Here is a 24,483-nt window from a genome sequence, read left to right as displayed (position 1 = left end):
GTTTAGGAGAAGAATATGGGTTTTCTTGACAAGCTTTTTGGCAATAAATCAGAAAGCACATCTGGGACGATTGATATTGTTGCGCCTCTGTCAGGCGAAATCGTAAACATTGAAGACGTACCGGATGTGGTGTTTGCCGAGAAGATCGTTGGCGACGGTATCGCCATCAAACCAACCGGCAACAAAATGGTTGCGCCGGTCGATGGCACCATCGGTAAGATTTTCGAAACCAACCACGCGTTTTCAATCGAGTCTGACAACGGCATCGAGTTGTTTGTGCACTTTGGCATCGACACCGTCGAGCTGAAAGGCGAAGGCTTCAAGCGCATCGCGGAAGAAGGCCAGAAGGTCAAGAAAGGCGATGTGGTGATCGAGTTTGATCTGCCGCTGCTGGAAGAGAAAGCTAAATCTACGCTGACGCCTGTGGTGATCTCCAACATGGATGAGATCAAAGAGCTGGTTAAGCTCTCTGGTCAGGTTACCGTTGGCGAGACGCCGGTGATCCGCATCAAGAAGTAACGGATTTAGTTAAGAAAAACGGCACCCACTGGGTGCCGTTTTTGTTTCTGTTCTGTGGGGTGACGATGCGCCTGAAAACATGACTCAGACGCCCTTATCCTGCGCCTGCCAGCGCGGCAGACGAATCGTCAGTTCCAGCCCGCCTTCAGGCCGGTTAATCGCCTGCACCTCGCCGTGATGCGCCAGCACCACCTTACGCACGATAGCCAGCCCCAGCCCGTAGCCTTTGCCCAGCAACGGCGAATTAACCCGCACAAAAGGATCGAAGATGCTGGAGAGCTTCTCATCGTCCACGCCCGGTCCCTGATCGCGTACGCGAATCGCCAGCCACTCCTGCTCTGCCTTCAGCCTGACCTGAATATGCTGACCGGGCAGCGAGAAACGCAGCGCATTGCGCAGTACGTTCTCGATGCCGCGGCGAATCAGCTCGGCGTTGCCGCGCACGGTATAATCGGCGTTTTCATCCACCAGGAAATCAACCTGCACGCCGGGGATCTGCGCCTCGTAGCGCACATCGGTGACCACCGCGTGCACCAGGCCGGTCAGATCGAAATATTGCTCGTCGGGCATGCTCTCATGCTCGGCGCGCGACAGCGTCAACAGCTCGCCAATCATCTTATCCAGCCGCCGCGCCTCTTCGTCGATGCGATCCAGAGAGGCGTTAACGCTGGCCGGCGTCTGACGCGCTAAGCCTGTGGCGAGTTGCAGACGCGCCAGCGGCGAACGCAGCTCGTGCGAAATATCATGCAGCAGCTCCTCGCGCGCGTGCACCAGGGTATCGAGCCGTTCCACCATGGCATCAAACGCCTCCGCCACGTTAGAGAGCTCATCGTGGCGCTTGCGCATCATGGGATAGAGCCGCACGCTGAGATCGCCGTTCGACACGCGTGAAAAGCCCTCGCGCAGCTGACGCATCGGCCGCGTCAGGTTCCACGCCAGCAGCAGGCTAAATAACAGCCCGACCGAGCCGGCGAAAAAAAACATCGGCTCAGGGATATTGAGAATGCGGCGCGGCCCGTCCATGCCCATTGAGCTGTCTTCGCGCAGGCCTTTGACGTTATAGCGCAGCTCATACTCTTTGCCGTCCGCCCCTTTTACCCAGCGTACGATCACGTCAGGAAACTTGCCCTGAAACGGCGGATTGAAAGTTTCCGGCAGCGGCTCGGAATGAACGGGGCGGTCATGCTGGATTACGGAAAAAAACTGGCGATCGTTAGGCTCCCAGTACGCCATCATATCGTTCAGCGAGCCGAGCCCGCCGCGCTCCAGCACCGAAACCGCGGATGCCATCTGCAAGTTGACGATGCGGCGCGTGGCGATAATCTCTGGCGGCTCGTGGCGATTGCCGGCGATGCTGAAGCCGAGCCAGAGCAGCTGGCTGATAATAACGAATACGATCCAGAAGCCGATTAAAATCTTCCAGAACATGCGCCCGCGGTAGTTCTGCTTCATCGAATGCGGTAGCCGATGCTGCGCACCGTTTCGATGTTGACGCTGTCGGCGGTGAGCGCCGCCAGCTTCTGACGGATATTGCTGATATGCACGTCAACGCTGCGATCGTAGGCTTCGCGCGGACGACCCAACCCTTTTTCCGACAGCTCATCTTTCGACACCACGCGGTCCGGCGAGCGCATCAGCAGATCCAGCAGATTGAATTCCGAAGCGGTGAGATCGAAGGCTTTGCCCTGCCACTCGGTCATGCGCGTAGCGGGATTGAGCGTCAGTTCGCCCCAGCGCAGCAGCTCTTTTTTATCCGGCAGCGGCGCCTGCTCTTCAAAGCGGCGCAGCACGGCGCGCAGGCGCGCCACCAGTTCGCGCGGGTAGCAGGGCTTCGGCATATAGTCGTCCGCGCCCATCTCCAGCCCGATCACGCGATCGATATTGTCGCCTTTGGCGGTCAGCATGATCACCGGCAGACGGCTGTTCTGACGTACCTGACGCAGCACGTCGATGCCGCTCATATCGGGTAGCATAATATCGAGGATCATTGCGGTGTAATGGCCGGAAAGCGCGCCTTCGATACCGGCGCTGCCGGTTAATACCAGCTGGGTTTCAAAGCCTTCCGCAATAAGGTACTGGCTGAGCATGGTGCCCAGCTCCAGATCGTCGTCAACTAACAAAATTTTCATAGGGGTCTCTCGCCTGAATTGCCGCTATTTTGTCCTGAGCGGGCGCCGGACGCAGCCGATTTTACGCGTTCCTTACAGATTCGACGTCAGACGATGCTCAGGATGACTATAGACAAAAACGGCCCGGCAGCACCAGACAGGCGCAGCCGGGCCGTTTAGCAGAGAGATTAACGGTAGACGCCGGTCGAGAGATAGCGGTCGCCGCGATCGCAGACGATAGCGACGATAACGCTGCCGGGCCGCGCCTGAGCGATACGCAATGCGCCCGCCACCGCGCCGCCGGAGCTGACGCCGCAGAAGATGCCTTCGCGGCGCGCCAGCGCCCGCATCGTCTCTTCCGCCTCGGCCTGTCCCATATCCATCACCTCGTCCACCAGCTCGGGCCGATAGATGCCCGGCAGATAAGCCTGCGGCCAGCGACGAATGCCGGGTATGGCGCTGCCCTCTTCCGGCTGCAGGCCGATAATGGTCACGCTATCGCTTTGCTCTTTCAGGTAGCGGCCGACGCCGGTAATGGTGCCGGTGGTGCCCATGCTGGAGACGAAATGGGTCAGGCGTCCAGCGCTCTGCTGCCAGATTTCTGGACCGGTGGTCTGGTAGTGGCCGAGCGGATTATCGGGATTATTAAACTGATCGAGCACATGCCCTTCGCCGCGCGCCATCATCGCCAGCGCCATATCGCGCGCGCCCTCCATGCCCTGCTCGCGGCTCACCAGCACCAGCTCGGCGCCGTAGGCGCGCATCGCGTCCTGCCGCTCCTGGCTCATATTTTCAGGCATCAGCAAGCGCAGCGCGTAGCCCTTCATGGCGGCGATCATCGCCAGCGCGATGCCGGTATTGCCGCTGGTCGCCTCAATCAGGCGGTCGCCGGGCGCGATCTCACCGCGCAGCTCTGCCTGGTGGATCATCGACCAGGCGGCGCGATCCTTGACGGAGCCGGCGGGGTTGTTGCCTTCCAGCTTGAGCCAGATTTCGCTGCCGTTGGCAGGCGTCAGGCGCTGGAGTTTGATCAGCGGCGTATTGCCGATGGTGTTTTGCAGAGTGGTCAAGATGCGTTTCCCGGCGAAGCTAAGCGATCAAAAAAAGGGCGGGATCGCTCCCGCCCGCTGTCGCGTGAGAAAATATCAGGCGCTTTCGGCAAAGGCAACAGCGCGCAGCGGCGTCGCGCCCTGATAGAGGCGCGCCTGCTGCAGGCCGACGAACAGGCGTTCGCCGCGCACCGGCGCGCTTCGTTCGCCATCGTACACCAGCGAAAAAGGCTCGCTCTGCCAGCCGGTCGGCTGAACCACCAGCTGCCAGAAGTGTCCGCGCGGGCTCACCTCAAGGATCTGTACCGGCAGCGGCGTCTCCAGGCTGCTCTGACGAGAAACGTCAATCTCCCACGGACGCAGGAAGAGCTCGACCGCGCCCTGATGCGCCGGGGTGTAGCCCAGCGGCCAGTGGTGCGCGCCGACGTGGAACTGCGAGCCGTGGACCTCGCCGTCGAAGCGGTTCACTTCGCCGAGGAACTCCAGCACGAAGCGCGTGGCCGGATCGCGCCATACCTCATCCGGCGTGCCCACCTGTTCGATATTGCCCTGGCTCATCACCACCACGCGATCGGCCACTTCCATCGCCTCTTCCTGATCGTGAGTGACGAAGACGCTGGTGAATTTCAGTTCTTCATGCAGCTGACGCAGCCAGCGACGCAGCTCTTTACGCACCTGCGCGTCCAGCGCGCCGAAAGGTTCATCGAGCAGCAGGATCTGCGGTTCGACCGCCAGCGCGCGCGCCAGCGCCACACGCTGCTTCTGGCCGCCCGACAGCTGCGCCGGAAAGCGGTTCGCCAGATGCGCCAGCTGCACCATCTCCAGCAGACGCGTCACGCGCTGCTTAATTTCCGCCGAGGAAGGACGCTCGCGGCGCGGCAGCACCGTCAGACCGAAGGCGATATTGTCGAACACCGTCATATGACGGAACAGCGCATAGTGCTGAAACACGAAGCCGACCTGACGGTCGCGGGCGTGCAGCGCGCTGACATCTTTATTGTGAAAGCGAATTTGCCCGCTGTTCTGGTGCTCCAGCCCGGCGATAATACGCAGCAGCGTGGTTTTCCCGGAGCCGGACGGGCCCAGCAGCGCCACCATCTGGCCAGAAGGAATATCCAGAGAGATATCGTTCAACACCGGAGTGCGGCCGAAAGATTTGTTGATCTGGTTAATCTCAATGCTCATGATTTTCCTCCTGTTGCAGGCGATGCTGCTGTTGCTCTAAACGCCACTGCAACATGCTTTTCAGAAACAGCGTCACAATTGCCATCAGGGTTAGCAGCGCGGCGGCGGTAAACGCGCCCACGACGTTATAATCCTGATGCAGTAATTCAACCTGAAGCGGCAGCGTGTAGGTTTCGCCGCGAATCGATCCCGATACCACCGAGACCGCGCCAAATTCGCCCAGGGTACGGGCGTTGATTAACACTACGCCATAGAGCATCGCCCAGCGAATGTTCGGCAGCGTTACCCGGCGGAACATCTGCCAGCCGGAAGCGCCGAGCAGTACCGCCGCCTCATCTTCGTGGCTGCCCTGGCTCAGCATCACCGGCACCAGCTCGCGCACCACAAAGGGACAGGTGACGAAGACGGTGGCCAGCACCATGCCGGGCCAGGCGAACATCACCTGAATGTTATGCGCGTCCAGCCAGCTGCCTGCCGGGCCGTTGACGCCCCAGAACAGCAGATACATCAGGCCAGCGACCACCGGCGATACGGCGAAAGGAATGTCGAACAGCGTCAGCAGCAGCTGGCGGCCGGGAAAGTTAAAGCGCGTCACCAGCCAGGCGAGCAGCGTGCCGAACACCAGATTGACCGGCACGGTAATCAGCGCCACCAGCACCGTCAGCCAGATGGCGTGCAGCATGTCGCTGTCGCCGAGGTTCTGCAAGGCGACGCCCAGCCCCATCTTCAGCGCTTCGTAGAAGATAGAGATCATCGGCACCACCAGCAGCAGCAGCGAAACCAGCACGCCGATGCCGATCAGCAGCCATTTGCCCCAGTTGACTGGCTGGCGGTCAGCGGCGTTGATGTGGGAAATATCCGCCATTAGTGACCTCCCAGTCGGCGGCCGAAGCGGCTCTGCAGGGTGTTAATCGCAAACAGCAGTACCAGCGATGCGGCCAGGATCACCGAGGCGATAGCGCTGGCGGCCGGGTAGTCGAACTCCTGCAAACGCACGAAAATCATCAGCGAGGTGACCTCGGTTTTCCAGGCGATATTGCCGGCGATAAAGATCACCGCGCCGAACTCGCCAATGCTGCGGGTAAAGGAGAGCGCGGTGCCCGCCAGCAGCGCAGGCGCCACTTCCGGCAGCACCACGCGGCGAAAGCTCTGCCAGGGCGTCGCGCCCAGCGTCTGCGCCGCCTCTTCATACTCCGGCCCCAGTTCCTCCAGCACCGGCTGTACAGTGCGCACTACGAAGGGAATGCTGGTAAAAGCCATGGCGACGGCGATGCCGAGCCAGGTATAGGAAACTTTGACGCCGAAGGCGTTGTAGATCCACTCGCCGTACCAGCCGTTCAGCGAGAAGAGACCGGCCAGCGTCAGGCCCGCCACCGCCGTTGGCAGCGCGAACGGCAGATCCACCAGGCCGTCCAGCAGCGTGCGGCCAGGGAAGCGATAGCGCGTCAGGATCCACGCCATTATCATGCCGAACACCGCATTGAACAGCGAGGCGACGGCCGCCGACAGCAGCGTCACCTTATAGGCCGCCACCATCTGCGGATTGCTGATCACCTGCCAGTACTGCGCCAGCGTCATCTGCGACAGCTGCATCAGCAGCGCGCTGATCGGCAATAGCAGAATCAAACAGGTAAACAGCAGGCTGGTGCCCAGACTCAGGCCGAAGCCAGGCAGGACGCGTTTCTGACCTAAGGCAAACATTATCCACGCCCCGCTGATAACAGTTGATCCAGCTCGCCGCCGCTGGCGAAGTGGGTTTTCATCGCCTTATCCCAGCCGCCGAACTGATCTTCCACGCGGAACAGCTGCGTCTGCGGGAAGCGATCTTTATGCTCACCTATCAGTTGCGGGTTGTTCACGCGGTAATAGAAATCGGTCACAATTTGCTGCGCCTGCGGCGTATAGAGATAGTTGAGATAGGCTTTCGCCGCGTCCGCAGTGTGATTGTGCTCGACGTTTTTATCGACCCAGACTACCGGAAACTCGGCGAGAATATCCGTTTTCGGCACCACGACTTCATACTCGTCTTTGCCGTACTGGTTACGGATATTGTTCACTTCCGATTCAAAGCTGATCAGCACGTCGCCCAGGCCGCGCTCGGCGAAAGTGGTGGTTGCGCCGCGCCCGCCGGTATCGAACACCTCGACGTTCTTAAGAAACTGCGCCATAAAGGCGCGGGTTTTCGCCTCGTCTCCGCCATTAGCTTTACTGGTGGCGCCCCAGGCCGCCAGCCAGGTGTAGCGGCCGTTGCCGGAGGTTTTCGGATTGGGAAAGACCAGCTTCACGCCGTCGCGGCCAAGATCGGCCCAGTCGTGAATCTGCTTTGGATTGCCCTTGCGCACCAGAAACGCCATGGTGGAGTAAAACGGCGAACTGTTGTTTGGCAGGCGGCTTTGCCAGTCGGCTGCCACCAGATTGCCTTTATCATGCAGCACCTGCACGTCGGTGACCTGGTTATAGGTGACCACGTCGGCGCGCAGCCCCTGCAGGATCGCCAGCGCCTGCTTTGACGAGCCGGCATGCGACATCTTGATAGTGAGTTTGTCATCGGGATGGCTGGCATCCCACTGTTTTTCGAACGGCGCATTCAGGGCGACAAACAGCTCGCGCGCGACGTCGTACGAGCTGTTGAGCAGTTCGGTGGCGCTGGCCGCGCCCGCCAGGCTAAGCGACAAGGCGATACCGCCAACGATATTTTTCATCGTTCTTTTGGTCATGGGGCACCCTGAGAAAACAAGAGATCCGGCTTATGCCAGCCGTTCGCCCAGTGTATTTATAACCCCATGAAAAGCTGTAGCGGTTTTATATATCGTTTGATGATTTCAAAGTCGAAAATGGCATAAGCGGGCGCAAGAGTTTATGCGTCAGGCGGGAATGGCGCTGACGCTCAAGGCGTTAACGCTGCCAGATAATTTTGCTTAGCTTCCAGCTTTTCAATACGTCGTCCGACGGCATCAGACCGTCCGGGCCGTGCCAGTCGCCGCTGTAAACGTAGGAGAGATGCTGGCTGCCCGGCGCGCGGCACTCGACGTCGTGGCTGCCCGCTCCGCCCGCCAGCTTGCAGTTATTAAAAGCCTTGCTGAACCTGTCGCTAAAGGCGTCGCCGATTTTCGCGCCGTCCTGCGCGGCAATGTCGCTGTCCATCACCTCAATACGCTCTACGCTGCTGGATCCGCTGATCTGCAGCTTCACTTTGCCGTCGTCCAGCGCCTGCCAGAACGCGATAACGTCGCCGTTTTCGCTACGCATGCCCTGACGCAGCTTGTAGTTGCCTTTCAGGCCGTCGCTGATGGCGCCTTCGCTCATTGCAGTGGTGCTGCCGACGACGCCAACGCCCTGTTCGGTTGCGGTCAGCGATGAACCAAACCAGTTCCACGGCAGCGCCGACGACCAGTGGTAGCTCAGCGGGTTATACCAGCTTACATCGGAATCAGAGGCGGAACCGGAACCCGAACTGGCGCAGCCGCTTAGCAACGCGGCGGCAACCAGCAGCGAAATGGGTAAAGCTTTCATGAAAACTCCTGTTAACACTGTGCCAAACGGCAGAACTCATTGGAGTCGCCAGCGGCAAAAAAGTTTATTCCGCCAGCTGATGTTCCGGCAGAAAGCAGTCGCGCAGCCTGACGTTGACCAGCAGCCACAGCAGCGCCAGACCGTCGAACAGCGTCAGCAGTAGCGGCCAGGGCGAGGCGAGCAGATCGCCAGACGCGAACGTCACGCCCTGCCACGCCAGATTGACCGCCAGCGACAGCGCCAGCACCCAGCGCCACGCCCGCCACAGCCGCGGCCAGCGCGCGCGATAGCCGGTCAGCAGCAGGCCGATCAGCGCGGGCGCGCCGAGCGCCAGTCCGAGCCAGAACGCCTGGCGATCGGGATAGAACAGTCCCAGCAGATCGCTGCCCTGCTGGCGCGAGGCGCCCGCCATCACCAGCAGGATCCAGGTGCGCGCCAGCAGCAGCGTCAGCCAAAAAAGAAACGGCAGCCGCAGCTGCCCTTTCGCATCATATTCATCCGGCAAATATTTCACCGCATCAATACTCCCGGTCTTCAATCAGCCGCTTGCCGAGCAGCACCGAATCCACCGGTTCGTACTCCAGCTTCTCGTAGAACGCCACTACCTGATCGTTCTCTTCGCGTACCATCAGATTGATCTTGGGACAGCCGCGCGCGATCAGCTTTTTCTCCAGACGGTTCATCAGCGCGTTGGCGAAGCCGCGGCCCTGGTAGTCGGGATGCACCGCCAGATAGTAAGCGGAGCCGCGATGGCCGTCGTAGCCGCCCATCAGCGTGCCGACCACTTCGCCGCCGACTTCCGCAACCAGAAAGAGGTCCGCGTCATGGTTCATCTTGCGTTCGATATCCAGCTCCGGATCGTTCCACGGACGTAACAAATCGCAACGCTCCCAGAGCGTGATCACCTCTTCAAAATCTTCCTGGCGGAAGGCGCGGATTTCCATCTTCTTTACCTTGCAAATAAGCACAATTCGCTGATTATCACGCATTCGCCGCTGCGTGCAAGCCCGGTTAGCGCAGCCTGGAACAAAAACCGGCAATTTTTCTGTTAGCAACCTGACATACAAAGTAAAGAGCTGAAAGGGTTCCGTCCTCGCGGCGAACAAAATGTTACGATATAACACTCTGCATATAATTTGCTAATGGACCAGCCCATGCCCACACTCTCTCTGCTCAAGCGTCTTACCAACCGCCGCCAGCTGCTGCTCTCCGGCCTGGCGCTGGCCGTGCTCTCCCCACGCGCGATTCAGGCGAAAGAGGAGAACGCGCCGCTGCGCGCAAGTCCGCGTCACGCGCAGCCTGCGCCGCCACAGAAAAACGGCAAACGCATCGTGATGATCGATCCCGGCCACGGCGGCATCGATTCCGGCGCCGTCGGCAGCGAAGGATCGGAAGAGAAACATATCGTGCTGGCGATTGCGAATCAGGTGCGCGCGCTGCTGCAGGCGCATCCGCGCATCGAAGTACGGCTGACGCGCGACAGCGACCACTTTATTCCGCTCTACCAGCGCGTCGAGATCGCCCACCAGCACGGCGCGAACCTGTTTATGTCGATTCACGCCGACGGCTTTACCAGCCCGGAAGCCAGCGGCGCCTCGGTGTTCGCCCTCTCGAATCGCGGCGCCAGCAGCGCCATGGCGCGCTATCTCTCCGATAAAGAGAATGCGGCGGATAAAGTGGGCGGCGCAAAAGTCGAGGAGCAGGATCACTACCTTAATCAGATTCTGTTCGACCTGGTGCAGACCGATACCATCCGCAACAGCCTGACGCTGGGCAAACATGTGCTGGATCAGATCCGCCCGGTGCATCGACTGCACAGCGAACACACCGAACAGGCGGCGTTCGCCGTGCTGAAATCGCCGTCGATTCCGTCCGTGCTGGTGGAGACCTCCTTCATTACCAATCCGCGCGAAGAGCAGTTGCTCGGCACCGACGCTTTTCGCCGTAAAATCGCTACGGCAATCGCCGACGGCATTACGCGCTACTTTGATGAGTACGATCGCCGCAATGGTCAGGTATAATCGCGCCACTTTTTTGCAATGAGTCCGAAGCCATGCCCGATATTTCCCGCGTTAAAGCCTTTCTGCTGAACCTGCAGGAGACAATCTGTAATCAACTGGCGGCAGCTGACGGCGGCGCGCAGTTTATCGAAGACAGCTGGCAGCGTCCGGGCGGCGGCGGCGGACGTAGCCGCGTGCTGCGCGACGGCGCGGTGTTTGAGCAGGCAGGCGTTAACTTTTCCCACGTGCACGGCGATCAAATGCCCGCGTCGGCGACGGCGCACCGTCCCGAGCTGGCGGGGCGCAGCTTCGAGGCGATGGGCGTGTCGCTGGTGATCCATCCGCACAATCCCTATGTGCCGACCAGTCACGCCAACGTGCGCTTTTTTATCGCCGAAAAGCCGGGCGCCGATCCGGTGTGGTGGTTCGGCGGCGGTTTCGATCTGACGCCCTACTACGGCTTCGAGGAGGATGCGGTGCACTGGCATCAGACCGCCTTCGATCTCTGCCAGCCGTTCGGCGACGAGGTCTATCCGCGCTATAAAAAATGGTGCGACGACTACTTCTATCTGAAGCACCGCGACGAGCAGCGCGGCATCGGCGGCCTCTTCTTCGACGATCTCAACGCGCCGGACTTCGACACCAGCTTCGCCTTTATGCAGGCGGTAGGAAACGGCTTCCTCGACGGCTATCTGCCGATCGTCGAGCGTCGCAAAGCGCTGCCCTGGGGCGAGCGCGAGCGTCAGTTTCAGCTCTATCGCCGCGGACGCTACGTCGAGTTCAACCTGGTGTGGGATCGCGGCACCCTGTTTGGCCTGCAGACCGGCGGCCGCACCGAATCCATCCTGATGTCGATGCCGCCGCTGGTGCGCTGGGAGTATGACTACCAGCCCGCGCCCGACTCGCCGGAAGCCGCGCTGACGCGCGACTTTTTACTGGTGCGCGACTGGCTATAACGGCGCGGTTTGCGCCTCGACCACCGCCAGCGCCACCATATTCACAATGCGCCTGACCGACGCGATGCGCGTCAGCACATGCACCGGCTTGCTGATGCCCATCAGCACCGGGCCAACGGTGACGCCTTCCGAACTGGAGACGCGTAGTAGGTTGTAACTAATGCGCGCCGCTTCTACATTGGGCATGATCAGCAGGTTCGCCGCCCCTTTCAGCGGGCTGTCAGGCATCAGCTCGCGGCGGACGCTCTCGACCAGCGCCGCGTCGCCGTGCATTTCGCCATCCACTTCCAGATCCGGTGCGCGGCGCTGAATAATCGCCAGCGCCTCGCGCATCTTGCGCGCGCCTGGCGCGTTCGAGGTGCCGAAGCTGGAGTGTGACAGCAGCGCGACGCGCGGCTCGATGCCGAAACGCCGCACCGTTTCCGCCGCCAGCAGCGTCAGATCGGCCAGCTGTTCCGCCGTAGGATCTTCGTTGACGTAGGTGTCGGTAATAAAAGTATTGCCGCTGGGCAATAGCAGCGCGTTCATCGCGCCCGCGACCTTAACGTCGTCGCGCAGGCCGAACACTTTCTCCACCACGTCATAGTGCTCATGGTAGTCGCCGACAGTGCCGCAGATCAGCGCGTCCGCTTCGCCGCGATGCACCATGATGGCGCCGATTAGCGTCGGATTGCCGATCACCGCGCGCTGCGCCTGCTCGGGCGTCACGCCGCGCCGCTTCATCATCTGATAATATTCGTTCCAGTACGCCTTGAAGCGCGGATCCGATTCGTTGTTGACCACGTCGAAATCTTTGCCCGCCTCGATCTTCAGCCCCTGCTTCTGCAAACGCATCGCGATGACATTGGGACGCCCTATCAGGATCGGGCGCGCCAGACCGAGCGTCACCAGCTCCTGCGTGGCGTGCAGCACCCGCACCTCCTCGCCTTCCGCCAGCACCACGCGCTTTGGCGCCTTGCGCGCCTGGGAGAAGATCGGCTTCATAAACAGGTTGGTTTTATAGACGAATTCGGTCAGCTTCTCGCGGTAGGCGTCGAAATCCTCAACGGGCCGGGTCGCCACGCCCGACTCCATCGCGGCGCGCGCCACCGCCGGCGCGATCTGCACGATCAAGCGCGGATCGAAAGGTTTAGGTATCAGATAGTCCGGTCCGAAGCTAAGATCCTGGTCGTCATAGGCGGAAGCGACCACATCGCTCTGCTCCGCCTGCGCCAGCGCGGCGATGGCGTGCACCGCCGCCAGCTTCATCTCTTCGTTGATAGTAGTCGCCCCGACGTCGAGCGCGCCGCGAAAAATAAACGGGAAGCAGAGCACGTTGTTGACCTGATTAGGGAAGTCGGAGCGGCCGGTGCAGATGATGGCGTCGGGGCGCACCGCCTTCGCCAGCGGCGGCATAATTTCCGGCTCAGGGTTGGCCAGCGCCAGGATGAGCGGATCGCGCGCCATCTTTTGCACCATTTCCGGCGTCAGCACGCGCGGCCCCGAGCAGCCGAGAAAGATATCGGCGTTTTCAATCACCTCTTCCAGCCTGCGCGCACCGTTATCTTCGATGGCGTAGGCGGACTTGGTGGGCGTCATATCCGCTTCGCGATCGCGGTAGATTACCCCTTTCGAATCGCATACCACGATGTTGCGCTTCTGCATGCCGAGCGCCACCAGCAGGTTCAGGCAGGCGATAGCCGAGGCGCCCGCGCCAGAAACCACCAGCCGCACCTCGCCAATCGCTTTCTCGACAATACGCAGCCCGTTGAGCACTGCGGCGGTGCAGATAATCGCCGTGCCGTGCTGGTCGTCGTGAAATACCGGGATCTTCATGCGCTGGCGCAGCTGCTGCTCGATATAGAAGCACTCTGGCGCTTTGATATCCTCCAGGTTGATACCGCCAAAAGTGGGCTCCAGTGCGGCGATAACGTCGATTAGCCGGTCGGGATCCTGCTCGTCGATCTCGATATCGAAGACGTCGATGCCGGCGAACTTCTTGAACAGCACTCCCTTGCCCTCCATCACCGGCTTGCCCGCCAGCGCGCCGATATTGCCGAGCCCCAGCACCGCGGTGCCGTTGGAGATCACCGCCACCAGATTGCCGCGCGCGGTGTATTTATGCGCCGCCAGCGGATCCTGCGCAATTTCCAGACAGGGCGCCGCGACGCCGGGAGAATAGGCCAGCGCCAGATCGCGCTGGGTGGCGAGAGGTTTGGTGGGGGAAACCTGGATTTTGCCCGGGGTGGGAAACTGATGAAAATCCAGTGCGCTCTGCTTGAGTTGGTCGTCCATTGTCGGTTCCTTTTTCAGCTTCGGTGCGCTGGCAGTATAAAAGGCTGACGACAGGGAAAACCTCGGAGCGATCGCGATAAGGCAGTTCGGTGCCGCTGGCGACACCGTTTTGCACGCTACTGCGTCATACTGAGGATGGTGCGGATGTTCTGCGCCGAGGTGGCGACGATATCGATAGCGCCGGTGCGCAGCGCGCCGAGCAGCGCCATCGCTTTGGTGTTTTCCGCAGCGATGGCGATAACGCAGGGAATTTTACGCAGCTCGTCGATGCTCAGACCGATGACGCGATCGTTCATCACCGTGTCCACGTGCTGGCCCTGAGCGTTGAAAAAGTCGTAGCCCGCCACGTCGCCGGTGACGCCCTGATTGACGCTGGCGTCGATAATTTCATGCGGCGTAAACCAGCCGAGTTTGACCATATAGCTGTTTTCATTCATATCGCCGATGCCCACCAGCGCGATATCCGCTTTGCGCGCGCGATCCAGCGTCTCTTTAATGGTGCCGTTCTGCATAAACGCCTCTTTCAGCGCACGGTTTTCCACATAGGCGGGCGCATAGAGCGTTTCGCTAAAGCCGCCGAACTTTTTCGCCAGCCGACGGCTGATATGATCGGCGTTGATGGCGTCGCCCGGGCGATGGGTGCCGCCGATACCGCAGATAAAGTGACAGTTGCGCAGCGGCACCGCGCCGGGATGATCGGCCACCGCCGCGACGTTGCGACCCTGGCCTACCGCCACCACGGTGTTCTCTTTGAGATTTTGCGCCAGATGCGCCGAGACCAGCGCCGCTACCTGACGACGCTGCTCGTCGCCATCCTGCTGATCAAGCGCGATCAGCGCGCGCTGCAGCTGCGGAAAGCGATCCAGCAGCTGCTGCTCCAGTCGGGTGCTGAATACCGGATGGTAGCGAACATTGATCTCGACAATGCCCTCTTCTTTCGCCCGTTTCAGCAGTCGTCCGACTTTGATGCGCGAGATGCCGAACTTGCGCGCGATCTCTTCCTGTGTGATCTCATCCTGATAGTAAGCGACGGCGATTTCCGTCAGCAGTTCCGTGTCCGGAGCGAGGGTATGTTTTTCCATCGTGACCTGATTGAGCGTTGCCGTTAACTGCCGGGATTTATAACACTGATGCGGCTCACTTAGCCAGGCAAGCGCCCGTGAGCCGCTTTCGTCGTCACAGATCAGCGGCGGATGGCGTCAATTTTCAGCATGCGCGCAATCACGATATCCAGCTCTTTTTGATCGAAGATCTGCTTCCAGTCCGGCTTGACGATCTTCTCGCGTCCATACTCCATGGCGATCATGCAGGCGTCCGAGAAGGGGTTGGTGGCGCGGAAGGCGACCGCCAGCGCGATTTGGATATGGCCGTAAAGCATCGCTTTCGCCGCCTCTTCCGGCACGCCGCTATGTTTCACCGTCTCGTCCAGCGCCTCTTTCATAAAGGCGCCGACCATGCAGGCGACGGTTTCCACCAGCGTCGGCTCCAGATAGGCAAGCTGCGTCACCGTCACCCAGTGCACCTGATCCACCGGGCCATACATCACGTTGATCACCTTCGCCAGCTCCGCCCTCTGCGCGTCGCTGCCGTTCTCCCACGCCGCCGCGATATGCTGGATCGCCGCCACGCCGCCAAAGGCATCCTCATGCTCCTCTTTGGTGTAGCGCTGCAGGAATACCGACGGATGGCAGGGGTGCGCCACCGCATACTCGATATCGTCACGCTGGGCGATCAGGTTGGCGTAGGCCGCCGCTGGATCGAGCGTCAGCAGCACGGCGCCGGGCTTCATCTGCGGGACCACCGTTTCTGAGACCTTGCCCAGGACAATATCCGGCACCGCCAGAATGACCACGTCGCTCAGCGGCACCACCGACTGCGCATCAGAAATTTCGCGGCCCTGCGCGCCGATCTGCGCCTGCGCCTGCGGCGAGTTTTCGCAGTAGAAGACCTGATAGTCGCTGCGCTGCAGGTTGGCAGAGATGCGCATGCCCATTTTGCCGCCTGCGCCGATAACAGTAATGGTTTTCAGTTGATTGCTCATGGTGTTACTCCTGATCTTGTTTACGACGTAAGAATTCGACACAGCGCTGCGTCCACTGCGCTTCCAGTTTGCAGGTGCGCTCTGCGCTCTCCTGCCACGGCAGCCAGTGCTCGATAATCTGGTTAATGCCTTTTTCGGCTGGCCGCACGCTGGCAATCAGCGCGTCGTAATCCAGCAGCCCTTCGCCGAGCGGCACGCCCGCCAGGGTAAAGCCGACCCAGCCGTCGCGGCGCGAAAAGGCGAAATCTTTGATGTGCAGATTGCCGACGCGCGCGGCGGTGTTGGCGATGACCTGCTGCGGCAGCTCCAGTCCCGCCACGCAGTTGGCCGGATCGAGACAGACCGCCAGCCAGGGCGAAGGGAAAAGATCGATCAGCGCCATCAGATCGGCGCTGGAGATTTGCTCATAGGTTTCAAGGCAGAGTTTGACCTGCTGACGTTCGAAAGCGGGCAGCACATCGGCGATAAGCTGCTGCGCCTCGGCAGGCGACGGACGATGGCTGGCGGTAAAACACATCGAGCGGATGACTTTCGCCTCCAGCAGCGACGCCATATGCAGATAGCGCTGCAGATGGTCAGTGGCGAGGCCGCGCGTGCCCAGCTCCAGCGTGATGCCGAGGGCGTCGGCCTGCTGCTTCAGGGCACACAATTGCGCGTCGCTCCAGCTTTCAATCGCCGGGTAGTCGCAAATCTGAAACACCGGCACGTCGAGGTCGGCGGTCTGCTGCAGCATTTGCGCCAGCGTCAGCGGCTGTGGCGCGCGATCCGACAGGCGCCAGAAAAAGGCGTAGGTGCTTAATCCAATCCGGCTCATACGCTCTCCCTCGCCAGCAGCGCGTCGGCTTCATCAACTATCTGCGCCAGCGCGGCGGGATCGTGGGCGAAGCGGCCGAGAAACAGGCCGTCGACGCTCTCTTCCAGCCGGCTCAGCAGGCCAGGGCCGGCGCTGCCGCCGTAGATCACCTGCAGCGTGATGCCTGGCGGCAGCGGCTGCTGGCGCAAGGCGCGGCACACCGCGCGAATATGGCCTTCCGGCGCGGGCTGCGGCGCGCCGATCGCCCACTGCGGCTCGTAGGCGAGCAGCAGGCTACCGTGCAGCGACTGCGCCTCGGCCAGCGCGCGCCTGAGCTGGATGGCGCACGCCTCTGCCGCCGCGTCGGGCGTATCCTGCTGCGCCTCGCCGATGCACAACACAGGCGTCAGCTGGGACTGCAACGCCAGCGCGACTTTTGCAGAGATCTGCGCATCGCTTTCCGCAAAGTGACGTCGGCGTTCCGCATGGCCAATCTCCGCCAGCGTTCCGCCCAGCTCCTGCACCATGCTGGCGCTCACCTCGCCGGTCCAGGCGCCGCTGGCGGCGGGCGCGATATTTTGCGCGCCGACGCGCACCGGCGTATCGGCAAACAGCGCTTTTACCGCCGGCAGCGTCGGAAAAGCGGGCAGTACAAACAGGCCGACGCGCCCGTCGCGCACCGCAGGATGCTGGCGCGCAATCTGCGCGACCGCACGGCACCATGCCAGCGTCTGCGCGTAGCTGAAATACATTTTCAGGCTGGTTCCCAGCCAGATAGCGGGCTGCGTCATACCGAGGCTCCCTGCGGCTGGATTGCGCGCAGACGCTCTGCCACCGTGGCGACAATCAGCGCCAGCGACACCGTGCCGGCGTCCGGCGTGCCCAGGCTTTTCTCCGCCAGCGGACGGGCGCGGCCCATCTTCGGCAGCAGCTGTGCGGTAGCCTGCGCGGCGGCCTGCGCTGTTTCCGCCGCCAGCTGCCAGGCGTCAGGCAGCGCCTCCCCGCGCGCGACCGCCGCGCTCAGGCTGTCGCTGAACGGCACCAGCACATCGACCATGGTTTTGTCGCCGGGTTGGGCTTTGCCAAAGTGCATAATCCCCTCTTTGGCCTGTTTCACCCCTTCGGCGACGCGCTGCGCGTCGGGTTTGCTTTCGTCGCCGAGCGCGGTGCCGATGGCGGTCAGCGCCACGCCCCACAGCGCGCCCGAGGTGCCGCCCGCCTTATCTGCCCAGGCTTCGGCGGCCTGACACAGCAGCGTGCCCGCCCCCGCGCCCTGCGCCGCAGCGTCACGCGCCTGCGCCAGCGCGCCCAGCACGCCGCGCTCCATGCCGATGCCGTGATCACCGTCGCCGGCAACGGCGTCGATGCGCCCCAGCTGTTCAGCATTGCGCTGTATCACGGCAGCAATGGCGTCGAGTATCGCCAGCACGCGCTGCGCGCTCTGCTGCGACGCGACGCTGGCGGCGGGGATGGCGTTCTGCGTCGCCTGCTGACACTCGCTGGCCTCCAGCGGTTCGGCGACGATCACGCTGCCTTTGCGAAAGGCCGGTGCGTTGGCCGGCGCGCGCCAGCACTCTTCCAGCGCCTCATCCAGCCACATCAGCGTCAGCGATGCGCCTGCCATATTGAAGCTGGTGACGAATTCGCCCACTTCGGGCTCGACAATCTCCAGCTGCTGTTCGCGCAGCAGCTGCGCCACGCGGCGATAGACCACGAACAGCTCTTCATATTTCACCGATCCTAGCCCGTTGAGGATCGCCGCCACGCGCGTGCCTGGCTGCAGTTTGACGCCCGGCGGCAACTCGCTCAGCAGGTTGTCGACGAAAATTTCCGCCAGCACGTCGGCGCGCGGCACGTCGCTTTCGCTGATGCCTGGCTCGCCGTGAATACCCATGCCGAGCGCCATGCGTCCGGCGTCGATGCGGAACAGCGGCTGCGTCGCCCCAGGCAAGGTACAGCCGGAAAATGCGACGCCAAAAGAACGCGTGCGCTGGTTGGCATGACGCGCCAGCGCGGCCACCTGCGCCAGACTGTGGCCCGCTTCGGCCGCGGCGCTGGCGACTTTGAATACGGTTAAATCGCCTGCGACGCCGCGGCGCTTTTCAATCTCTTCCAGACTGGCGCTGGAGATATCGTCGGTGACCGTCACCACTTCGCAGGCGATGCCTTCGGCCCTCAGACGCTCGCACGCCTGACCGAAATGCAGCACGTCACCGGCGTAGTTGCCAAAGGTGAGCAGCACGCCGCCGCCGTTGTGCGCCGCGCGCGCCACGTTAACGATTTGCTGCGCCGAGGGCGAAGCGAACAGATTGCCCATGGCGGCGCCGTGCGCCATGCCCTGGCCTACCAGTCCGGCGAAAGCAGGATAGTGGCCAGAGCCGCCGCCCACCACCACCGCCACCGTGCCGGGCTGGCTGCGCGTGCTGCGCACCACGCCGCCGGGCACCTGACGGACTTTATCCGCGTTGGCCGCGACAAAACCTTCGATCAGCTCCGCCGCAAAGGCAGAGGGCTGGTTATAGAGATACGTCATGATTAATGCTCCTGAGCAAGTGAGGAGGCCAGCGGTTCAGCGCGGCGGCGGTTCAGCAGCAGCATCAGCAGGGCTGACAGCAGCATAAAGCCGCCCACCACCATCATCGGCAGCGTGTAACTTTGCGTGGCGTCGTGCAGCGCGCCGGTGATGTAGCCCGCCGAAAAGCCCGCCACGTTGCCGAGCGTATTGATCAGGGCGATGGCGGCGGCGGCCGAGGCGCCGGAGAGAAACTGCGTCGGCAGGGTCCAGAAGTTGGGCAGCGCGGCAAAGATAGAGCTGGCGGTAACGGCGATAACCAGCATGGTGCTGAGCGGCGAGTTCATATAGAGCGCCAGCGGCACGCTGATGCCGCCCGCTAGCGCAGGCAGCGCGATATGCCAGGTTTTACAGCCGCGGCGCGAGGCGTCACGCGACCAGAAAAACATCACTACGGCCGCCACCAGATAGGGCGCGCCGGTGATCAGCCCTTTTTGCATCACGTTAAAGGTGGTGCCGAACTGCTGCTGAAAGCCGCCGATGATGGTCGGCAGGAAAAAGGCGAGCGCGTAAAGGCCATAGATAAAGCCGAAGTAGATCAGGCAGAGCAGCCAGACGCGGCCGTTGCCCAGCACGGTGCGCACGCCAGGATGCGCGTTTTGCTTGGCGGCGTGCTCGCTCTCCAGCTCGCGCGTCAGCCACTGTTCCTCTTCGCCAGTAAGCCAGCGCGCGTCGCGCGGCGCATCCACCAGCCAAAATAACGTCACAACGCCGATCAGGATGGCGGGCACCGATACGCCGATAAACATCAGACGCCAGCCCTCCATGCCAAACAGGCCGTGCTGCTCGATCATGCCTGCCGCCAGCGGCGCGCCGAATACCACGGTCAGCGGCTGGGCCAGGTAGAACAGCGAAAGGATTTTGCTGCGATGGCGTGCTGGCACCCACAGGCTGAGATAGAGGATCGCGCCGGGAAAGAAGCCCGCCTCCGCAATGCCAAGCAGCAGGCGCAGCGTATAAAGGCCCTCGACGCTGCTTACCCAGGCGAACAGCAGCGACACCACGCCCCAGCTCACCATAATGCGCGCCAGCCATTTACGCGCGCCGAAGCGGTGCAGCGCAAGATTGCTCGGCACCTCCAGCAGGATATAGCCAATAAAAAAGATGCCCGAGGCGAGCCCAAACTGCGCGGCGCTCAGCCCCAGATCCTGCGTCATGCCGTTCGGCCCGGCGAAGGAAATGGCAGTACGGTCGAGAAAGTTGATAAAGAACATCAGCGCCACGAACGGCACCAGTCGCCAGGAGATTTTGCGAATGGTGGACTGTTCGATCTGCGCCTGCGTCTGTTGCGTCATGTTACGCCTCCACAGCGCGACGAAGCGCGCTGGTTTCCTGGTAAGCGCGCCGCAGGGCGCGCAGTCGGGTCGGTAAGTGTCATGGCGGTCACCTCGAAGGATCTTATTGTTGCTGCCTGCCTGAACAAATGAACACTAAACGATTAAATGAACATCTCTCAAGCGCAGTTTGCAAAAATGTGATCGCTCTCAAATGAAACGTTTTTCCACAACATTTAAGAAAAATGCCCGATAAGGTGCCGTTTTACAGCGGTTAACGGCGCGTCGCCCTCGCCTGAGCCGCCAAAAACAAATGAAACAAACTTGAACATATGAACATAAGTGTGGCAGGCTGAAATCGAGCATCACTTTCTGCCCGGCTTGCGGGCCCTGTTAAATACCTGGAGAGAACCGGATGAGCACCATTGCGATTGGCGCCGATGACGCGGCGCTGGAACTGAAAAACCTGATCAAACGCCACCTTGAATCGCTGCACTACGAAGTGGTGGATTACAGCAACGACGCGCGCCAGGACCTGCCAATTTATCCCGATATCGCCTGGAGCCTGGCGAACGCCATCAGCGACGGCAAGTTCGCCCGCGGCATTCTGGTGTGCGGCACCGGTATCGGTATGGCGATCGTCGCCAACAAGGTGCCGGGCATTCGCGCGGCGCAGTGCCACGACACCTACTCCGCCGAACGCGCGCGCAAAAGCAACAATGCGCAGGTAATGACGCTGGGCGCGCGCGTCGTCGGGCCAGAACTGGCGAAATCGATCGTCAACGCCTGGCTGGCGTCGGAGTTTGAAGGCGGCGGATCGACGGAAAAAGTGGAAAAGATCGGCTTTTACGAACAGACGGCGCAAAACGCCTGCCGCTAAAACACCTGACCGGGCGGAAAGTGCGGTTCATCCGGCAGAACCTGTCAGTTCTGCTAACCTTTGTGATGCGCGATTTTCGCCCCCCGGCTCGCTGACAGGATGTTGCAGCACGCTCTCCCTGTTTGACGTCACGCTGTTTTCGCCGTGCGGGGCCCCGATGAGTTCAACCCATCGCAATAATCAGAAAAAGAGTATTTTCATCATCGAACGCCTGATGCACTGTGTTGCAGGGTGAAATCATTCGCAATAAAGAATTGCTCATCAAGGAGTTAAAAGATGAACCAGCTAGAGGCATTAAAACAGTTTACTACCGTCGTGGCGGACAGCGGCGATATCGAATCCATTCGCAACTACCATCCTGAAGACGCGACCACCAATCCTTCTCTGATCCTGAAAGCTGCCGGCCTCGAAGGCTACAAGCACCTGATCGACGACGCTATCGACTATGCGAAAAAGCAGGGCGGCAGCAAAGAGACGCAGATTATCAACGCCAGCGATAAAGTCGCCATTAACCTCGGTATGGAAATCCTGAAAAGCGTACCGGGCCGTGTTTCGACCGAAGTAGATGCGCGCCTCTCTTTCGATCGTGGCATGTGCGTGACCAAAGCGGAAAAACTGGTTCGCCTGTATGAAGAGCACGGCATCGACCGCTCGCGCATTCTGATCAAGCTGGCGTCTACCTGGGAAGGCATCAAGGCGGCCGAGGAGCTGGAGAAAAACGGCATCCACTGCAACCTGACGCTGCTCTTCTCCTTCGCCCAGGCACGCGCCTGCGCCGAAGCGGGCGTCTTCCTGATTTCGCCGTTCGTCGGCCGTATCTACGACTGGTACAACAGCCGCAAGCCGCTCGACCCGTATGTGGTCGACGAAGATCCGGGCGTGAAATCGGTGCGTCGCATCTACGACTACTACAAAAAGCACCGTTACAGCACCATCATCATGGGTGCGAGCTTCCGTAAAGTAGAGCAGATTATCGCGCTGGCGGGCTGCGACCGCCTGACTATCTCTCCGAACCTGCTGGAAGAGCTGCAGAACAGCGACGCGCCAGTTGAGCGCAAGCTGGAACCGTCGACCGAAGGTTTCCACCAGCCTGCATCGCTCTCTGAAGCGGAGTTCCGCTGGGAGCACAACCAGGATCCGATGGCGGTCGAAAAACTTTCCGACGGCATCCGTCAGTTTGCCGTCGATCAGCAGAAACTCGAAGACGTGCTGGCCGCGCGCCTGTAGTTTTTGCCTGTTAATTTTGTCGGGCGGTTTTGCCGCCCGCACTTCTGCTCAACGAAGGGAGAACCCTATGTCATCACGCAGAGAGCTGGCGAACGCGATTCGTGCGTTAAGTATGGATGCGGTACAAAAAGCGAACTCAGGTCACCCGGGCATGCCGATGGGCATGGCGGACATCGCCGAAGTGCTGTGGCGCGACTACCTGAAACATAACCCGACTAACCCCGCATGGGCCGACCGAGACCGTTTTATTCTTTCCAACGGCCACGGCTCGATGCTGCTCTATAGCCTGCTGCACCTCACCGGCTACGATCTGCCGATGGAAGAGCTGAAGAACTTCCGTCAGCTGCACTCTAAAACGCCGGGTCACCCGGAAATCGGCTACACGCCGGGCGTCGAAACCACCACCGGCCCGCTGGGCCAGGGGCTGGCCAACGCCGTGGGTCTGGCGATCGCCGAGCGCACGCTGGGCGCGCAGTTCAACCGTCCGGGTCACGATATCGTCGACCACTTTACCTATGTGTTTATGGGCGACGGCTGCCTGATGGAGGGGATCTCCCACGAAGTCTGCTCGCTGGCGGGCACGCTCGGCCTCGGCAAGCTGATCGGCTTCTATGATCATAACGGCATCTCTATCGACGGCGAAACCGAAGGCTGGTTTACCGACGATACCCATAAGCGTTTCGAAGCCTACAACTGGCACGTCGTCGGCGAGATCGACGGCCACGACGCCGAGGCGGTGAGCCGCGCGATTAAAGAGGCGCAGAGCGTCACCGACAAGCCGTCGCTGATTATCTGCCGCACCGTTATCGGTTTCGGTTCGCCGAACAAAGCCGGTAAAGAGGAATCGCACGGCGCGGCGCTGGGCGACGCGGAAGTGGCGCTGGCGCGTAAAGAGCTGGGCTGGACCTCTGCACCCTTTGAAATCCCGCAGGAGATCTATCAGCAGTGGGACGCCAAAGAGGCGGGCGCCGAGCGCGAGCGCGCCTGGAACGACAAGCTGGCGGCCTATAAGCAGGCGCATCCGGAGCTGGCTGAGGAGTACCAGCGCCGCATGAACGGCGAAATGCCGTCGACGTGGGAGAGCGAGACCCACAAGTTCATCACCGACCTGCAGGCCAATCCGCAGAAGATCGCCAGCCGTAAGGCGTCGCAAAATACGCTGGAGCACCTTGGCTCGCTGCTGCCGGAGCTGCTGGGCGGATCGGCGGACCTCGCGCCGAGCAACCTTACTATCTGGTCAGGCTCGAAGCCGATTAAAGAAGATCCGGCGGGCAACTATATTCACTACGGCGTGCGCGAGTTCGGTATGACCGCCATCGCCAACGGCATCGCCCATCACGGCGGCTTCGTGCCCTACACCGCCACCTTCCTGATGTTCGTGGAGTATGCACGCAACGCCGCGCGTATGGCGGCGCTAATGAAAGCGCGTCAGATCATGGTCTATACCCATGACTCTATCGGCCTGGGCGAAGACGGCCCGACGCACCAGCCGGTCGAACAGCTCGCCAGCCTGCGCCTGACGCCGAACTTCAGCACCTGGCGTCCGTGCGACCAGGTCGAGACGGCAGTGGCGTGGAAAGCCGCGATTGAGCGCCATCACGGCCCGACAGCGCTAATCCTGTCGCGCCAGAACCTGCTGCAGCCGGAACGTAGCGCGGCGCAGGTCGAAAATATTGCGCGCGGCGGCTACGTGCTGAAGGACAGTGACGGCACGCCGGATATCATTCTGATTGCCACCGGTTCCGAAGTGGAGATCACACTGGGCGCGGCGGAGAAGCTGACCGCCGACGGCCACAAAGTGCGCGTGGTGTCGCTGCCGAGCACCGACGTATTCGACAAGCAGGATATCGCCTATCGCGAATCGGTGCTGCCGTCGACGGTGCGCGCGCGCGTCGCGGTTGAGGCGGGCATCGCCGACTACTGGTACAAATATGTCGGCATCGACGGCAAAATCGTCGGCATGACCACCTTCGGCGAATCCGCGCCGGCAGGCAAACTCTTCCCTGCCTTCGGTTTCACGGTGGAAAACGTCGTGGCGCAGGCGGAGTCGTTACTCAAGCCAGCGTAATGCTTTAGGCCCTTCCTCTTCTGC

Annotated in this window: 23 protein-coding genes; 6 read left to right on the top strand and 17 right to left on the bottom strand. The window is 61.2% G+C overall.

The features are described from left to right. Positions 1-15: 15 nt before the first annotated feature. Positions 16-519, top strand: coding sequence for a PTS glucose transporter subunit IIA (crr, locus tag PVE98_RS05170; RefSeq protein WP_033753703.1), 504 nt, complete (start codon positions 16-18; stop codon positions 517-519). Between the two features lie 84 nt (positions 520-603). Here crr and PVE98_RS05165 read toward each other — a convergent pair whose 3' ends face one another. The 10 genes from PVE98_RS05165 to PVE98_RS05120 form a co-directional block, all read right to left on the bottom strand. Beyond that, on the bottom strand, positions 604-1,971 hold the full coding sequence (locus tag PVE98_RS05165; RefSeq protein WP_096073588.1) for an ATP-binding protein: 1,368 nt from the start codon (positions 1,969-1,971) through the stop codon (positions 604-606). Continuing rightward, on the bottom strand, positions 1,968-2,648 hold the full coding sequence (locus PVE98_RS05160) for a response regulator transcription factor (protein WP_033753708.1): 681 nt from the start codon (positions 2,646-2,648) through the stop codon (positions 1,968-1,970). Before PVE98_RS05160 ends, PVE98_RS05165 begins: the two co-directional genes overlap by 4 nt. A 167-nt stretch (positions 2,649-2,815) precedes the next feature. Beyond that, complete coding sequence (gene cysM, locus PVE98_RS05155) at positions 2,816-3,697, bottom strand: cysteine synthase CysM (RefSeq protein ID WP_096073589.1); 882 nt, start codon at positions 3,695-3,697, stop codon at positions 2,816-2,818. 75 nt (positions 3,698-3,772) lie between these two features. Next, positions 3,773-4,861, bottom strand: coding sequence for a sulfate/thiosulfate ABC transporter ATP-binding protein CysA (cysA, locus tag PVE98_RS05150; RefSeq protein WP_033791746.1), 1,089 nt, complete (start codon positions 4,859-4,861; stop codon positions 3,773-3,775). Beyond that, complete coding sequence (gene cysW, locus PVE98_RS05145) at positions 4,851-5,726, bottom strand: sulfate/thiosulfate ABC transporter permease CysW (RefSeq protein ID WP_333620690.1); 876 nt, start codon at positions 5,724-5,726, stop codon at positions 4,851-4,853. The genes cysA and cysW overlap by 11 nt, the downstream gene beginning before the upstream one ends. Next, positions 5,726-6,562 carry a sulfate/thiosulfate ABC transporter permease CysT gene (cysT, locus tag PVE98_RS05140; RefSeq protein ID WP_048786134.1) on the bottom strand — a complete coding sequence of 279 codons (837 nt, stop codon included), beginning with the start codon at positions 6,560-6,562 and terminating at the stop codon, positions 5,726-5,728. Before cysT ends, cysW begins: the two co-directional genes overlap by 1 nt. Further along, the gene (locus tag PVE98_RS05135; protein WP_333620691.1) at positions 6,562-7,578 is read right to left on the bottom strand and encodes a sulfate ABC transporter substrate-binding protein; all 1,017 of its coding nucleotides are present in this window, start codon (positions 7,576-7,578) and stop codon (positions 6,562-6,564) included. The genes cysT and PVE98_RS05135 overlap by 1 nt, the downstream gene beginning before the upstream one ends. 178 nt (positions 7,579-7,756) lie before the next feature. Continuing rightward, the gene (locus tag PVE98_RS05130; RefSeq protein ID WP_096073592.1) at positions 7,757-8,374 is read right to left on the bottom strand and encodes an RpoE-regulated lipoprotein; all 618 of its coding nucleotides are present in this window, start codon (positions 8,372-8,374) and stop codon (positions 7,757-7,759) included. 64 nt (positions 8,375-8,438) lie between these two features. After that, positions 8,439-8,897 carry a DUF2919 domain-containing protein gene (locus PVE98_RS05125; protein ID WP_407568591.1) on the bottom strand — a complete coding sequence of 153 codons (459 nt, stop codon included), beginning with the start codon at positions 8,895-8,897 and terminating at the stop codon, positions 8,439-8,441. After that, positions 8,893-9,318, bottom strand: a complete 426-nt coding sequence (locus PVE98_RS05120; RefSeq protein WP_033753728.1) for a GNAT family acetyltransferase — start codon at positions 9,316-9,318, stop codon at positions 8,893-8,895. The genes PVE98_RS05125 and PVE98_RS05120 overlap by 5 nt, the downstream gene beginning before the upstream one ends. A 210-nt stretch (positions 9,319-9,528) precedes the next feature. Between PVE98_RS05120 and amiA the strand changes: the two genes are divergently transcribed. Together amiA and hemF are read left to right on the top strand one after the other, a co-directional pair. After that, positions 9,529-10,395, top strand: coding sequence for an N-acetylmuramoyl-L-alanine amidase AmiA (gene amiA / locus PVE98_RS05115; RefSeq protein WP_033791755.1), 867 nt, complete (start codon positions 9,529-9,531; stop codon positions 10,393-10,395). 32 nt (positions 10,396-10,427) lie between these two features. Next, the gene (gene hemF, locus PVE98_RS05110; protein WP_096073594.1) at positions 10,428-11,330 is read left to right on the top strand and encodes an oxygen-dependent coproporphyrinogen oxidase; all 903 of its coding nucleotides are present in this window, start codon (positions 10,428-10,430) and stop codon (positions 11,328-11,330) included. Here the strand turns inward: hemF and maeB are convergent. The 7 genes from maeB to PVE98_RS05075 all read right to left on the bottom strand — a co-directional run bounded on the left by maeB (position 11,325) and on the right by PVE98_RS05075 (position 20,305). After that, the gene (gene maeB, locus PVE98_RS05105; RefSeq protein WP_033753737.1) at positions 11,325-13,604 is read right to left on the bottom strand and encodes an NADP-dependent oxaloacetate-decarboxylating malate dehydrogenase; all 2,280 of its coding nucleotides are present in this window, start codon (positions 13,602-13,604) and stop codon (positions 11,325-11,327) included. The genes hemF and maeB overlap by 6 nt on opposite strands. A 116-nt stretch (positions 13,605-13,720) precedes the next feature. Then, positions 13,721-14,686: a sugar-binding transcriptional regulator gene (locus tag PVE98_RS05100; RefSeq protein WP_033753739.1), complete on the bottom strand. Its 966-nt coding sequence runs from the start codon at positions 14,684-14,686 to the stop codon at positions 13,721-13,723. A 101-nt stretch (positions 14,687-14,787) separates the two neighbouring features. Further along, positions 14,788-15,645 carry a phosphogluconate dehydrogenase C-terminal domain-containing protein gene (locus tag PVE98_RS05095; protein ID WP_033753742.1) on the bottom strand — a complete coding sequence of 286 codons (858 nt, stop codon included), beginning with the start codon at positions 15,643-15,645 and terminating at the stop codon, positions 14,788-14,790. A gap of 4 nt (positions 15,646-15,649) precedes the next feature. Further along, positions 15,650-16,459, bottom strand: coding sequence for a sugar phosphate isomerase/epimerase (locus tag PVE98_RS05090; protein ID WP_096073595.1), 810 nt, complete (start codon positions 16,457-16,459; stop codon positions 15,650-15,652). Beyond that, positions 16,456-17,229, bottom strand: a complete 774-nt coding sequence (locus tag PVE98_RS05085; protein ID WP_033753747.1) for a triose-phosphate isomerase family protein — start codon at positions 17,227-17,229, stop codon at positions 16,456-16,458. The genes PVE98_RS05090 and PVE98_RS05085 overlap by 4 nt, the downstream gene beginning before the upstream one ends. Then, entirely contained in the window at positions 17,226-18,971 is a 1,746-nt protein-coding gene (locus tag PVE98_RS05080) for a dihydroxyacetone kinase family protein (protein ID WP_407568551.1), read from the bottom strand. Before PVE98_RS05080 ends, PVE98_RS05085 begins: the two co-directional genes overlap by 4 nt. 2 nt (positions 18,972-18,973) lie before the next feature. Next, a complete protein-coding gene (locus PVE98_RS05075; RefSeq protein ID WP_096073597.1) occupies positions 18,974-20,305 on the bottom strand; it encodes an MFS transporter in 1,332 nt (443 codons plus the stop codon). Positions 20,306-20,699: 394 nt separating this feature from the next. Here PVE98_RS05075 and rpiB point away from each other — a divergent pair, with 394 nt between their 5' ends. From rpiB to tkt, 3 genes are all read left to right on the top strand, one after another. Then, positions 20,700-21,164 (top strand): ribose 5-phosphate isomerase B, encoded by a 465-nt coding sequence (rpiB, locus tag PVE98_RS05070; RefSeq protein ID WP_033753755.1) that lies wholly within the window; start codon positions 20,700-20,702, stop codon positions 21,162-21,164. 276 nt (positions 21,165-21,440) lie between these two features. After that, complete coding sequence (tal, locus tag PVE98_RS05065) at positions 21,441-22,391, top strand: transaldolase (protein ID WP_033753764.1); 951 nt, start codon at positions 21,441-21,443, stop codon at positions 22,389-22,391. A gap of 67 nt (positions 22,392-22,458) precedes the next feature. Beyond that, positions 22,459-24,459 carry a transketolase gene (tkt, locus tag PVE98_RS05060; protein WP_096073598.1) on the top strand — a complete coding sequence of 667 codons (2,001 nt, stop codon included), beginning with the start codon at positions 22,459-22,461 and terminating at the stop codon, positions 24,457-24,459. The last annotated feature ends 24 nt before the right edge of the window (positions 24,460-24,483 follow it).

Source organism: Pantoea sp. GABEPS69 (assembly GCF_045780835.1).
In the GTDB taxonomy this organism is placed as follows: domain Bacteria; phylum Pseudomonadota; class Gammaproteobacteria; order Enterobacterales; family Enterobacteriaceae; genus Pantoea; species Pantoea septica.
The sequence above is the reverse complement of the archived record's forward strand: the minus strand, read 5'-3'. Positions and strand labels throughout refer to the sequence as shown.